Origin of the sequence: Floccifex sp. (assembly GCF_051873555.1) — a bacterium.
Lineage (GTDB): Bacteria > Bacillota_I > Bacilli_A > Erysipelotrichales > Erysipelotrichaceae > Floccifex.
Genome location: NZ_JBJEEY010000039.1, coordinates 1 through 14,533 on the forward strand (window position 1 = coordinate 1; position 14,533 = coordinate 14,533).

Annotated in this window: 17 protein-coding genes; all 17 read right to left on the reverse strand. The window is 32.8% G+C overall.

Translation table 11 applies throughout. The features are described 5' to 3' along the window. Positions 1-85 precede the first annotated feature (85 nt). Entirely contained in the window at positions 86-1,015 is a 930-nt protein-coding gene (locus ACI32A_RS02305) for a carbohydrate kinase family protein (protein ID WP_439753407.1), read from the reverse strand. 48 nt (positions 1,016-1,063) lie between these two features. Beyond that, entirely contained in the window at positions 1,064-2,182 is a 1,119-nt protein-coding gene (locus tag ACI32A_RS02310) for a BMP family ABC transporter substrate-binding protein (protein WP_439753408.1), read from the reverse strand. Positions 2,183-2,318: 136 nt separating this feature from the next. Then, positions 2,319-3,266, reverse strand: coding sequence for an ABC transporter permease (locus ACI32A_RS02315; protein ID WP_439753409.1), 948 nt, complete (start codon positions 3,264-3,266; stop codon positions 2,319-2,321). Between the two features lie 3 nt (positions 3,267-3,269). Further along, the gene (locus ACI32A_RS02320; protein ID WP_439753410.1) at positions 3,270-4,373 is read right to left on the reverse strand and encodes an ABC transporter permease; all 1,104 of its coding nucleotides are present in this window, start codon (positions 4,371-4,373) and stop codon (positions 3,270-3,272) included. Then, positions 4,370-5,911, reverse strand: coding sequence for an ABC transporter ATP-binding protein (locus ACI32A_RS02325; RefSeq protein ID WP_439753411.1), 1,542 nt, complete (start codon positions 5,909-5,911; stop codon positions 4,370-4,372). Before ACI32A_RS02325 ends, ACI32A_RS02320 begins: the two co-directional genes overlap by 4 nt. Positions 5,912-5,935: 24 nt before the next feature. Continuing rightward, a complete protein-coding gene (gene udk / locus ACI32A_RS02330; protein ID WP_439753412.1) occupies positions 5,936-6,568 on the reverse strand; it encodes a uridine kinase in 633 nt (210 codons plus the stop codon). Positions 6,569-6,629: 61 nt separating this feature from the next. Continuing rightward, positions 6,630-7,574 (reverse strand): TIGR03943 family putative permease subunit, encoded by a 945-nt coding sequence (locus ACI32A_RS02335; RefSeq protein ID WP_439753413.1) that lies wholly within the window; start codon positions 7,572-7,574, stop codon positions 6,630-6,632. A gap of 8 nt (positions 7,575-7,582) precedes the next feature. Beyond that, positions 7,583-8,695 carry a GTP-binding protein gene (locus tag ACI32A_RS02340; RefSeq protein WP_439753414.1) on the reverse strand — a complete coding sequence of 371 codons (1,113 nt, stop codon included), beginning with the start codon at positions 8,693-8,695 and terminating at the stop codon, positions 7,583-7,585. A 63-nt stretch (positions 8,696-8,758) separates the two neighbouring features. Continuing rightward, on the reverse strand, positions 8,759-9,919 hold the full coding sequence (locus ACI32A_RS02345) for an aminotransferase class V-fold PLP-dependent enzyme (RefSeq protein WP_439753415.1): 1,161 nt from the start codon (positions 9,917-9,919) through the stop codon (positions 8,759-8,761). A 359-nt stretch (positions 9,920-10,278) separates the two neighbouring features. Next, positions 10,279-10,602 carry an FMN-binding protein gene (locus ACI32A_RS02350; protein ID WP_439753416.1) on the reverse strand — a complete coding sequence of 108 codons (324 nt, stop codon included), beginning with the start codon at positions 10,600-10,602 and terminating at the stop codon, positions 10,279-10,281. Between the two features lie 98 nt (positions 10,603-10,700). Then, positions 10,701-10,865 (reverse strand): cysteine-rich KTR domain-containing protein, encoded by a 165-nt coding sequence (locus ACI32A_RS02355; RefSeq protein WP_439753417.1) that lies wholly within the window; start codon positions 10,863-10,865, stop codon positions 10,701-10,703. A gap of 24 nt (positions 10,866-10,889) precedes the next feature. Further along, entirely contained in the window at positions 10,890-11,255 is a 366-nt protein-coding gene (locus tag ACI32A_RS02360) for a hypothetical protein (protein ID WP_439753418.1), read from the reverse strand. 173 nt (positions 11,256-11,428) lie between these two features. Next, on the reverse strand, positions 11,429-12,226 hold the full coding sequence (locus tag ACI32A_RS02365; protein WP_439753419.1) for a hypothetical protein: 798 nt from the start codon (positions 12,224-12,226) through the stop codon (positions 11,429-11,431). Between the two features lie 13 nt (positions 12,227-12,239). Further along, on the reverse strand, positions 12,240-12,377 hold the full coding sequence (locus ACI32A_RS02370; protein WP_439753420.1) for a hypothetical protein: 138 nt from the start codon (positions 12,375-12,377) through the stop codon (positions 12,240-12,242). Between the two features lie 3 nt (positions 12,378-12,380). Continuing rightward, on the reverse strand, positions 12,381-12,890 hold the full coding sequence (locus ACI32A_RS02375) for a hypothetical protein (protein WP_439753421.1): 510 nt from the start codon (positions 12,888-12,890) through the stop codon (positions 12,381-12,383). Positions 12,891-12,937: 47 nt separating this feature from the next. Next, on the reverse strand, positions 12,938-13,573 hold the full coding sequence (locus ACI32A_RS02380; protein ID WP_439753422.1) for a TetR/AcrR family transcriptional regulator: 636 nt from the start codon (positions 13,571-13,573) through the stop codon (positions 12,938-12,940). Positions 13,574-13,995: 422 nt separating this feature from the next. Continuing rightward, on the reverse strand, positions 13,996-14,199 hold the full coding sequence (locus tag ACI32A_RS02385; RefSeq protein ID WP_439753423.1) for a hypothetical protein: 204 nt from the start codon (positions 14,197-14,199) through the stop codon (positions 13,996-13,998). Between the last annotated feature and the right edge of the window lie 334 nt (positions 14,200-14,533).

Sequence of the window (14,533 nt, forward strand, 5' to 3'; positions counted from 1 at the left end):
TCATTTCTAAAATCTAACATAGTATTCCTCCTATTTATGTATTCGAAAAAAAAGTGAATTTGTAAAAAAAAAACAATGATATTTTTCAATCATTGTTTACTTCTAATCCAAATTCAGAAGGCAAAAAACGAGGACAAACACTTTCAGATGTACAAATTACACTCGAAGCCAATCGAGTACCAATTTTACAGGCATCCATCATAGATTTTCCATAAATTAATCCAGTGGCTACACCAGCTAAAAATGCATCCCCAGCGCCTGTTGTGTCTTTTACTTCCACTTTTTTAGATGGACAAATGCCATTTTCTCCATCCATTGTCGCAAAGACTGCTCCTTTTTCTCCCATTGTAACGACCATTCTAGGAATATTGGCGCTCTTAACATTTTCAATTAATTTCGCCAGCATTTCTTCTTCATTTAAATTATCATAATCTTCAGAAAAGAAAATACCTGCTTCTTGCTGGTTACAAACAAAACAAGCTGTATTTTGTATCATTTGTCGTCTTTCTACTGCAATGGACATATTTGATACCAAAGCATATACATCTTTTTGATATTTTTTAGCCGCATTGAATACTTTTTTTACAATTTCTTTTTCCATATCCAATTCAATGATGATGCCATCACAATCCTTAAAAATAGCTTCTTCATTTTCTTCAATAATATTGGCAATGGGTTTTAAACTCGGACGCTTTGAAATAGAACCAATGACATCTCCATCATTATCAAAAATAGCTAACCACGTTCCCATTCCATCTTCGACTGCCCAAATATAATCTGTATTTACTTTATGATTTTTTAAAGTCTGTAATACATCTTGTCCCATACCTGTATTATCGACTAACGACACAAAAGTTGGTCGTAATTCTATATTGGCAATGTCTTCCGCAACATTACGAGCCACTCCACCATGAACTTGAACAACTCTTCCAACATTTCTTCCTTTAGGGATATATGTATTAAATGGATATCCCTTGATATCCACAAATACTGCTCCAATCACAACAATACTCATAGTATATTCCCTTCTAAAAAAGGCAGCCTTTCGACTGCCTGTCTTTTATTATTTAATTGAACCTTGGTAATCAACTGCTGTATTTCCACTTACAGTTGGTTCATTTTCAGTGTCATTAGAAATAGTGATATCACCATTGTAGATTTTCTTAGTCAATTCTTTGTAGTCATCTTCAGAGAATGCATCAGACCATTGAGTTGAATCAGACAATCCAACATAGTTTTCACTAGGATCTTCACTAATTAATCCTAAGTTATCCACTTTACCAGCATAATCTGCGAAGTTTCCATCAACTACTGCTTGTAATAAAGTTGTAACAGTATTTGCTAAACCTTTCATAGCAGAAGTAATTGTCATACCTTCACCATATGTTCCATCAATAATAGGAGCCTGATCAGAGTCAACACCAATTACTTTACCATTTACTTTAGCAGCTGCTTCAGCAGCAGAAGTGTAGATTCCACCACCACATGCGAATACAACTTGTGTACCTTGAGAGAACCAAGTATCCATCTTAGCTGTGATATCAGCATCACCATAGAATTGTCCACCATATACATATTTAATGTTGATGTTAACGCTCATTTCAGTCGCTGCAGCATCAGCACCTTGAACAAATCCATAACCATAACGAATAACTGCAGGAACAGCCATACCACCTAAGAATCCTAATTCAGTATATCCCATTTTAACAGCTGCATAACCAGCCATGAATCCAGGAATTTCTTCTTGATAAACTGTAGAATACAATGCATCCATGTTAGCTTCTTCAGAAGCAGAACTTAAATCATATTCACTTAAGTCTAATGCGATAAATTTAACATCTGGATATGTATTTGTACCATAAGCAGCAGCTTCCGCAAATAAGAAACCAGGCATTAAGATAACGTTATATCCATCATCAACAGCTTTGTCAACCATAGCAATACGAGCTGAGTCATCATCTGAAGAAGGTTTGTAATAGTTGAAGTCAATATTATTTTCTTCACAGAATGCTTTACCAGCTTCATAAGTTGTCTGGTTGAAAGATTGGTCAGTAATGTCTCCTGAGTCAGTGATCATGGCAACACGAATTTCAGATGCATCATTATCTGATGAACCAGAACCACAAGCCGCTAACCCAAAAACCATACTGAACGCAACAAACAATTTAAGAATTTTTTTCATAATTTTGTTCCTCCGTATGAATCCTTATGAAATAATTTTAGCACTAAAAATAGACCAGTTCAATATTGATAAGGCTTACATTTTTTATGAAAAAACCATTTAAAATATTTCAAAAAAGAGAATCCATCTGGATTCTCTATCGACTCGATTTGTCGTATGGTATACCATCTGCTTTTGGTGCTCGTGAGTTTTTCGAAGTAAAAGCTAAAATCACCAGACAGACAATATATGGAAGCATATTATATACAGTTGATGGAAGGTGTAAAGCCACCAATAATGGGAATCCCGTGTAAACCGATCCTAAAGCCCTGAATAAACCAAATAAAATGGCCGAAACACCAATTCGAATTGGCTTATATTGACCAAAAATCATAACCGCCATGGCTAAAAATCCAAAACCAGCTACACCATTTTCAAATTTCCATTCTGATACACCAGCTAAAATATAAACCAAACCACCTAGTCCACCAAGCAAACCAGAAATCAAAACACCTGACCAACGCATTTTATAGACATCAATTCCAACTGAAGCCGCTGCTTGTGGGTGTTCACCACAAGATTGCAGGCGAAGACCAAATCGTGTTTTATATAAAACAATATAGGCAATGACTAAAATCACAATCGCAATCACCATAAACCAGTTAAATTCAAAGTGACCAATACGAATGATAAAGTTTTTCTTTTGTTCAACATATACCATTGTACTTGATACATTTGAAGAATCCTGAGCCATATTAATTGCCTTTACAATAACAGTTGCTAAAGCCAATCCCAGCATATTCATTGCCGTTCCAATAATGGTTTGATCGGCTTGTAGATTGACAGCTGAAAAAGCCAGTAAAATCGAATAAATCATTCCAAACAACATAGCTCCAATCATAGCTGCTGCAACCATCGCAAAACCAGTTAATTGCGGGAAAAATCGCATCACAAGAGCCCCGCCTAAAGCACCCATAACCATGATTCCTTCTAATCCGATATTGATAACACCTGAGTGCTCAGAATAACATCCTCCTAAAGCAACCAATGTTAAAACAGAGGCAAAAATTAAAGTATATTGCAGTAATAAAATAAATGTAGTCATACTTTATTTTCCTCCTTTCGCTTCTTTTTTATCCAGCCATTTATTTAGCATTAACTTAAAGAAAGCCACAAATCCACATAAATAAATAATGATAGCAGACATTAAATCCGCAACTTGAGATGGATAAACCGATAAATTAATAGAAGTTCCTCCTAAAGTAATATGTTGAATAAAATAAGAAGAAATAATAGATCCAATTGGACTTAATCCACCTAAGAAAGCAGCCGCAATTCCATTAAATCCCATAGCCGGAACACTAGTTGTTCCTGTAGACCATTGTGTAATTCCTGTTAAATACAGACAAGCAGCTGCTAAACCGGCTAAAGCCCCAGAAATCATCATTGTTAATATGATATTTCGATTTTCTTTCATCCCCGCATATTTTGCTGCATTTTTATTTAAACCCGTTGCCTTTAATTCATATCCCAATTTTGTTTTTTCAAGTAAAATCCAAATCAAAATCGCAACAAGAATCGCCAAAGGAATGGCAATGGAAGCATATTGGAAATTATTAAATAATTTTTCAATTCCCAATGTTGGTAAAAGAGAATTCTGTGCATTTTGTGTAAGCTTCAAAGTATAAGTCGAAGTTGGTTCCTTTACATTGGATAAAACCATATTGGCAATATACAACACGATCCAGTTCAACATAATCCCCGAAATAACTTCACTCACATTTCTATACGCTTTTAAAGCCCCGGAAATAGCTCCAATAATTGCCCCAGCCAATACAGCTAAAACCAGACAAATTACCCAGTTTAGGTGCCAGGCTAAAGCCGCATACAACGCAATAGTCATACCAGCTGTATATTGACCAGAAGCCCCAATATTAAATAAACCAACTTTATACGCAAATAAAACCGATAACGAACAAAGAATCAATGGAGCTGTATTAACCAGCGTCATTCCTAAATTCTTCAAACGAAGATTGGTCATACTCGAATTCAGCCAGTTTTTCAAAATAGCTGTAATAGCTTGTCCAGCTCCACTTGGATCAATAGCCAATAAAACCAGATAACCCACAATGACTCCAATCAAAACACAGACCAAAGAACAAAGAATAGCTTGAATCGCATCATTTCTTAATAAATTCTTTTTTGACTTCATGCCTTCTTCACCTCATCTCGTTTTGCTCCAGCCATGTACAATCCCAATTCTTCTTGTGTCGTTTTCTTAGGATCCAATTCACCAACAATTTCACCTTCATACATCACTAAAATACGATCGGGAACATCCATAACTTCATCCAATTCCAAAGAAACCAGTAATACTGCTTTTCCAGCATCTCGTTGTTCAATTAATTGTTTATGAATCGATTCAATAGCACCGACATCAACTCCACGCGTAGGCTGAACCGCAATCAATAAATCCGGATCTTTGTCAATTTCACGTGCAATGATTGCTTTTTGCTGATTTCCACCTGACATTGAACGCGTCAAAGTAATGGAACCCTGTCCAGAACGAATATCATATTCATCAATCAGTTTATCTGAATATGCACGAATTTCTTTTCGCTTCAAAAAACCAGTTTTACTTGTAAATTCATCTTCAAAATAACGCTGTAAAACCAAATTAAATTCCAATGGATAATCCAAAACCAATCCATGTTTATGACGATCCTCTGGAATATGAGACATCCCATGAACAGATCGATAACGAATTGATTGTTTTGTGATATCTTCTCCCTTATAAATCAAAGAACCATTCTTTAAAGGTTCCAGACCCGTAATTCCATAGACCAATTCTGTTTGCCCATTGCCATCAATTCCTGCAATACAAACAATTTCACCAGCCCGTACATTAAAAGACACATGATTAACTGCATCTTTTCCTTTTGTTTTCGAAGCCACAGAAATATCATTGACATCTAAAATCACTTCACCTGCTTGTTTATCTTCTTTTTGAACATGGAAACTCACATTTCGTCCCACCATCATTGCAGATAACTCTTCCATAGTTGTATTCTTTGTTTCTACAGTTCCAACATATTTCCCTTTACGCAAAACCGTACAACGATCCGCTACTTCCATAATTTCCTGTAACTTATGAGAAATAAATAAAATAGATTTTCCTTCTTTTGATAAATTCTTCATGATTTTCATTAATTCATGAATTTCTTGTGGCGTTAAAACCGCCGTTGGTTCATCAAAAATTAAAATCTCACTATCACGATACAACATCTTTAAAATTTCTGTACGCTGCTGCATACCTACCGTAATATCTTCCACCAAAGCATCCGGATCCACCATTAAACCATATCGATCCGATAATTCCACAATTTTCTTTCGCGCTTCTTTTTTCTGCAAAAAACCATTCTTTGTAGGCTCTACACCCAAAATAATATTATCAAGCACAGAAAAACAATCTACTAATTTAAAATGCTGATGAACCATTCCAATTCCAAGTTCATTGGCATCATTAGGATCCTTAATATCTACTTGAACCCCATCTTTTTTAATGATTCCTTCTTCTGCCTGATAAAGCCCAAACAAGACACTCATCAAAGTTGACTTCCCGGCACCATTTTCTCCTAAAAGAGCATGTATTTCTCCTTTTTTCAGTTGTAACGTAATATTATCATTCGCAACAATTCCCGGAAAACGCTTTGTGATATTGAGCATTTCAATCGCATATTCACTTGCCATTCTCTTTCCTCTTTTCTATTAGTATTATTTTACTATACCTTCATTCGATTCGTCACAAAATTTTTCAATTCGCAATCGAATTAAATCAAACGCAACGTCATTAAATCCACTATTAATCACTATATCTGCCATTTGGCGAGTTGGTTCTACATATAAAGCATGCATAGGCTTAACTGTATTTAAATATTGCGTAATAACCCCATTTAAATCACGACCTCTTTGTTCTACATCCCTTAGAATTCGTCTTAAAATTCTTTCATCTGCATCCGAATCCACATAAATTTTCATATCAAACATATTACGTAATTCTTCATTTTCAAACAAAAGAATCCCTTCTACCAAAATAACAGGTTTACTCTTGACTAAAATCGTTTCATCGCTTCGATTATGATCACTAAAATCATAAACCGGACAATAAATATCTTTTCCTTCTTTTAATTCCTTTAAATGATGAATCAATAAATCTGTTTCTAATGAATTTGGATGATCATAATTCACTTTTGTTCGTTGTTCATATGTTGTATTGACTTGTTTTCTATAATAATTATCATGATACAAAATTGAAATATCATCTTTAAAATATTTCTTTAAACGATTCGAAAACGTAGACTTACCCGACCCAGATCCACCAGCAATCCCAATGATAGTTACTTTCATGCTTCCATCTCCAAACTATTAATTCTATTATACATCAAACAAAAAAAGCTAAGACAAAATCTTAGCTAAAATATACATATGGATCTTTTAAAGGCTCTACAACATTGACTTCCAATGCATCAATGACAATAAAATAACGCTCATATTCCGGATTAAAAAGCACATGAATAATACCTTTTAATTTTACCCAGTCATTTTGATTGAATTTTGTACGATCTACATTACGAACCAGAATACCACAAAGCGAAACATCATCTGCGCAACAAACCATAGCATATCGTCCCATGACCATTGCGTTTTTATTGCCTTCTACAGCACTAATCGCAATTCCCTTAACCTCAATTGTTTTTCCTTTATATTTATCTGGATAATCCAGAGCATCCATATAAAATAAACCATAGTCATCGTCTTCAATTTGAATCACATCGGCATCTAAATCAAATGGAAGTTCTTCCTGTGACAATTGATCGGTTACGCTTCCATCCAATGATTCATAAATCACTTGTGCATTTTTATTAATGGCTTTTACATTATTGCGAATAAAACGCTTATCCGTATTTTCATCGCATCGATTAAAAATAATCAAGTCTGAATACACTAGCTGATTAAAAATCATTTGTTTCATATTCTGCGCATACATTTGAAACGTAGAAGCATCCACACAAGATACAATTTGAACCACTAACCACCCAATGGGAAGTTCCATTTCCATAAAATCTTTAGGATTCCATGTTCCATTGTATTCAATTAAAACACGATCAGGTCTATATTTTTTATTCAATTCAATCAATAATTCATAACTTAAATCTTCTAAAGAATCAATAAAGAAAAGATCAGTTTTCCATTTCTTTAAAGAAGACTTTGCATAGTCTTCTAAGCCTTCTTCACAACAAATCAATAAAGACTTTTCATTTTCTGTAAAATCCGGACTATCTAATGTATCACAAATTAAAGTTGTTTTTCCACTTTCTAAAAAACCCGTAAACAAATAAACAGGGACTGTCATATATTCTCCTAAATTTCAAACAAAGAAGCTAATGCATCTTCTTTTAAATCCGAACCAATAACACAAACTCGACCCGTATATTGAGGTTTACCCAAACGAATTTCTACTTCACCTGGAACCATATCAAAATAGAACCAGTCATTTTCATTGGAAGCCACCATTCCCTTAGCTCTTAAAATGGTTCCATATTGATTTGTATTTAAAGATTCTAAAATCACATCCAATTCTTCTTTGGAATACACATGAATCGTTTCACTTCCCCAGCTTGTAAAGACTTCATCGGCATCATGATGGTGATGATGACCACACTCACATTCTTCATCATGGTGATGATGATGTCCACACTCACATTCTTCATCATGATGGTGATGATGTCCACATTCACATTCTTCATCATGATGGTGATGATGTCCACATTCACATTCTTCATCATGATGGTGATGATGATGACCACATTCACATTCTTCATCATGATCATGTTCATGTAACACTTTCTGTTCTTCTAACATCAATTGTTCTAAACTTTCTCTAGACTCCATGACATCTAAGATTTCTTTTCCATCAATTTGATCCCATGGCGTTGTGATAATAGCTGCATGATCGTTATGTTCCTTTAAAATATGAAGCACATCTTTTAACTTTTCTTCACTTAAATTCTGGCTTCGACTCAATACAATCACATTTGCTGACTCAATTTGATTGTTGTAAAACTCTCCAAAATTTTTTGAATACATTTTCACTTTTTTGGCATCAACAACACAAACAAAACTATTCATTTGAATATCAATATCACTTTTTACTTTTTCAACTGCCCCAATGATATCCGATAACTTTCCAACACCCGAAGGCTCAATTAAAATACGATCCGGATGATAGTCTTCTACTACCTTAGATAAAGCCAAAGAAAAATCACCTACTAAAGAACAACAAATACAACCAGAATTCATTTCACGAATTTGAATACCTGCTTCTTCTAAGAAACCCCCATCAATTCCAATTTCACCGAATTCATTTTCAATCAAGACAATTTGTTCATTTTGAAACGCTTCTTTTAAACACTTTTTTATTAAAGTTGTTTTTCCAGCTCCTAAAAAACCAGAAAAAATATCAATCTTTGTCATATGGATCCTCCCATTTCTGTAATACACCTAGTATAGCGCAAGAAATATAAAATGATAAGTAAATTACCCTAAACAATCCATTTCATGAATTGCTTTTGAAACTTGTTCCATTTGTTCAAATGTATTATAAAAATTAATTCCCAAACGAATATAACCTCCACGCATAGTACAATGAATTTTATATTTCTTTAAAACCTCTTTTACACTATTTTCATAATTTATTGGATAATACACACAAACAATCCCACCATAATTTTTTTCATTCTTGAATTCGACTACTTTTAAAGAAACATTCTTTATTTTATTTCGCAAATACTTCTCCAAAGAAATAATTTTGGACTCAATATTTTCAATTCCCAACTCCAAAATCAATTCAATACCTTTTTGAAGTGCCAAAATACAATTATAACTCAAATTACCCGATTCAAATCTTCTGGCATCTGTATGCCATTCTATAAAATCAAAATTCGTTGTAATAGCAGGTGGACTGACATGATTGATTACACTTTGATACGAAGCATATAACGGTGTAATTTTTTCAATCCATTTTTTAGAACAATACACAAAACCGGCTCCCAGCGTTCCTAATAAACCTTTATTCGTTCCAGAAGCCATATAATCAATATGCATTTCCTGTACGTCTATATGCATTCTACCCAAAGCCTGAATACCATCTACCATGAATAAAATATTTTTTTGATGACAAATATTTCCTAATTCCTTTAAATCCATATAAAAACCAGTACTAAACTGAATTGCCGAAATTGCGACAATTCTTGTATGATCATCCATTTGATTGATAATATCTTCTATAAAAATATTACCATCATGACTCTTAACCACATGTAAATCAATTCCTTTTTGTTGATGGACATGGATCCAGGGAAATAAATTTGCCTGATGTTCCTGATCTATGACAATGACATTGTCGCCTTTTTCAAAGGGAAACCCAAAAGCCAAAATCGAAACACCTTCACACGTATTTTTCACAAATCCAATTTCACTAGAATCACAATGAATCAATTGAGATACCACTTTACGCGTTTGATTCACTATGCCCCAAGATTTAGAAACCACATCATCTCCATAATTTGACACATAATCATCCATAAAATTTCGATATGCATTTTGTACACGAAGTGGAGGCATCACAACCGAAGATACATTTAAAAAAATTTCATCTTTTAAAAAAGAATATTCCTGTTCAATTAATTTTTCATTCATATACTTTACCTTTTTTATTAAGTATAAAAAAAAGTCATTTCTATGACAAGAAACGACTATAAATACTTTTTACCATTTTATGAATTCCAAATCCAAGTAGAAAAACAACAATAGTTTGTAAACCATGTGTTAAACATAGAAACTGAAATTCCCTGAGAAATCACCTACTTCAGGCTATATCAGATTTTCTTTTATAAATAGGGCATAACCATATAAAAGAATGATCTTACAATCATTATACGTTGCCAATGTAATTTATAATACATCTAATACCATTTACTTTTGGAATCACAATAAATATATCCATGTATATAATCTCAACATTGATTCATTCCATTACTGGAAGTATCCCTATTCCGTTATTTTAATCCTTTTGCCAATGCGTTTCTTACTGCAGCTTTAATGGTTTTGCTGGACATAGTGGCTCCAGTTACGGTATCCACCTCACTTGTATTCTTTTCAATCATTTCAGGTATCATACTTTCAGCCATATATCCCTTTCCATTTTCATGACGAAGCAGATGAATATCTGTTATCTGATGATTTTTAACAGTTACTTCCACGGTTACTTTTACTAAATCTGTTTCTTCTACACCCAGATATATACCATCCTCTACTTGAGAAACATCTATACTTTTTACTTCATCTAGTCTTTTATAGGTTTTATGAATCTGATATTTCATAAATAAACATATGATACTTACAACCATCCCCATACAAAGTATAACCTTCAAAAAAATTTTTCTCTTTTTCATAAACACTTTTCCTTTTCTAACACTTTCTATTTTATCTGTGATATCATTCTTACTTTGTAATGATTCACTTCAATCAACATTTCCCGTTTACATTTTGGACAAAACAAAGGAAAATCTTTCATTTTCGTTGTCTCTACTATCTGTAATCGAGTTTTTCCATTACATAGTGGACAAAATATCCATTTTTTCATTTTGATACCTCACTTATACTATAGCTAATAACCATTATCTGTAAAATACGATTCCGTTTCTGAAAAAGTGATGCCACCATCATAAGTCACAAACTTTGTCAAACGGGTTCCTGAAACATTTGTAATGACAATACAACCATAATCTTCATATTCAAAATTGATTTCTTTGACCAATCCCGATTTCCCATGAAAAGGATCTTTGTTAATCAAAATCCAATTTTTGCCTCCATCCAATGTTTTTTCAAGTTCATATATTTTTGATCCAGCTACACAATCCACTACCACCAATCGAAATCCTGTTGATTGATCCGAGTCCAGAAATGTTTCTGTGAATTCTTCATTATAAACATATTCTTCCTTTATTTGTTTTTCATGATTTGAAACCATCATATAAAAGAACAAAATTGGATATATCATTATTGATATACCAATAAAAATAAATATTTTTGATAGGCTTGCTGACTTATGCCTGTCAAAAATTAAATATACAGATACTGAAATCAAGATCATTATAAAACCTGTAAACAGCATTCCTATTAGAACAGCAATACCTGCAAATGGAATCATTTTATTCTCTTTTCTACTAGATAAGAGCCTGTCATTATTGCCATAACATCCAATCCAGATCTTATAAACATCAGTAAAAATGTATTTTTAGCAATTAATCCAATATAGCAATTAAACCAGATCCAATTGATTCCCATTATGTAAAAGAAATCTATCCCTCTATTTTCGTCTGTCAATAATTGAATCATGCAGTAGCCAATTCCAAATATCATGCCAAAAACAAATGTCCATACTAAAACAGGTATAGGCGTTATTGAGAATTCACTGTCTGTTATTCCTGTTATATAACCAAATAGTCTCCAAATAAAAAAGGATAGTACAATCTCTATGATGCGAATATAATTTTCTTTATCTCCCATTTCTATTTGATTTTTTTCTAGAAGAGCATATCGACAACATAAAAACAAACACAATAGAAAAGCAGGTATCGCATCCGCTAAACCCATGAAAAATTCATAGATAATAAAGTCTATTCCATATGTAGAAAGAAAAGAAGCAGAAACAATAACTTCCTGCATCCCACCCATATAAAGAAGTGCATACAACATTCCAAGACTAATCCCGGTTTTCCATTTCCCCAATTTTGTATGAATTGCGTATTTTTTTATGACCCATAAAATATGTAAAAACAATATGACAAAATAAACAGTTGCCACAAAAGAAAAACCAAAACATTTCACAAATATTGAATCAAATACAGAAACATCCATAGTTGCTTTGGGACTGGGCATAATAATATGAAGACCAATGGTCATCAATGCAAAACTAAAAACTGATACAATATCTAAAATCATTTTTACACTCTTTTCATTTATTTCGAAAAAAATTGAATGAATTCTCAAGTTCATATACAAACTTTTGAACCATTTTTATTTTTTTATCATTATCCATATTTAAATCTTCTTTAATTCGTTCTATGATTCGTTTTAATTGATTCTTTTCCATTTTTTATCCTTTCTCCTCTTTATACCAAGACAGTACATCGGATAGATTTTCAATGCAGACCCTGCTTCCACCATGGATCATCAAATCCAGCATATTATTCTCCTGATCTGTTCGATTGTTTTTTTTCAATAAATCTTTTTTCATTTTTTTTATCACCATTTTCATGATCATCTTGTTGGCACCCTTCAAATTTTCCAGATAGAGACCTCCCTGTAAAGTGAAAAGAGGTATGTCTTCCAAAATGAAATTGGCTTTTCGAATTTCTTCAGGATGAGAACCATTTTCATTCATCCCCACTGCACAGACCATACAAATCGAAAAATATTCATTTGCCTCTTTATACCCTTTAATTTCATTAGCCATAACCCATCCAAGAAAAATTATTTCCGTTCCTCTTTTTAAATTTCTTTTTGACTCTTCTAAAGAATACACAGGCAAATCAATATGCTCTGCCAGCAATTTGGCATATCTTTGGGTATTCCCTGTATTTGTCACATAAACAATTGCTTCCATAATCTCCTCCTATTTATAAAAAACGCAGTAACCGAAACCTAATAGTTTCAGCCCTGCGTCTTATGCGTCTTGCTGCAAGAAAATGTCTTATAAAATAATCGAACATGATCTTCTAATTTTTTTATATATTCTTCCTCTTTCTCTGGATGCCGATCACACTCCGAAAGCATCACAAGAATGGGTGCATCATAAAGCATCGCAAGAATGCTAGGATCCTCTTTTATCAGTACACCCGCTTCCATCATTTTTGTGAACAGATAAGTATGATAATTCTGAATCTGATTCACATATCGATCGGAATACAACTGTGATAGTTCTGGTGAACGAAATTGCTCAATGGTCATCATCTTTCTGAATTTACTAACATATTCATCATGCAAAGAATATTGAATCAATGATTTTACTTTTTGAACAAGATCTTCTGCCGTAATATTTTCAAAAAGAACAACATCCTGTTTTGAATCCGTTACTGGAACGGAAATGGATCTGGTAAAATCTTCATATCTTTTTGCTGTTTCTTCAAATATCGCATCAAAAATATCTTTTTTACTTTTATAATGTTTATATAAAGAAGGCGCTTTGATTCCCACTGCACCGGCAATTTGTTCTACACTAACGGCATCATATCCTCTTTTTGAAAACAATCTCAATGCCTCCAAAAGAATTCTTTGTTTGGTATCCATAGAGTTTTCTCCTTGTTAGGCTAATATTCATTAGCCATTATAATCATATCCTCATTCCCTGTCAATAAAAAACGAATGAAAATCTTCATCCAGTCTTATTTTCTATACAATTTAATAACCTGTTCATAAAATGTTGAAGTTTTATTTGTTTCATCAAAATTAAAAACATAAGATTGATTTGAATCTTTTAATTCTATCAAAATATAATCATCTGTATTTCCATTCAGATAAGCTTTGCACTTGTAGACATATTCTTTTTCAGTTCCATCTGTATTTAGAAAACGAATATTGGCATCTCCAGAATAATAATCTTTGTTTCCCCATCGAAATCCATTGGCTACCAGTTCAATTTTTGTATTTTCAAAATATTCAATATTTTTTATATTTGAAATTTGTACTTTTTCATTTGATTTAAAAATAATTTAATCTTCTTCTATCTTTGCATTAACAGGTGGATTCAAAAGAATAGTCGAACCAATGATAATGATTCCAAATACTCCTGCAAAAATACATTCAATCATCCATCTTTTCTTTTTTGTTAGTTTTTTTCTTACAGCTAAATAAAAAATAACATAAAAAATAACAATAATAATTCCAATAATCAAAGTATAGTAGATTGAATTCATAATCTGTCTCCTTTTCTATTTACTATAATTATATCTTGTTTGTATCATCACATATATAACAATAATGACAGAAATATCGATATTTCGAATATTTAAAACTAGATGAGGTCAAAGTCGGCCTTTAAAATCATGAGGTTTTTTCTTTTCTGGTAAGATTGACCCTTTTATATTTCTTGAGGTTATTTTTTCCGGCAGTTTTTGCCGGTTTTTGTTTCCAATTTTTTATCTTTCTTTTATTATGGTTTTAGAAAGGAACAAAAAAAAAGACAGGAACCCTAGCAATGTCATTAAGTTAAGAATAACAACATTTAGGGGGTAACAAAAAAATGTACCC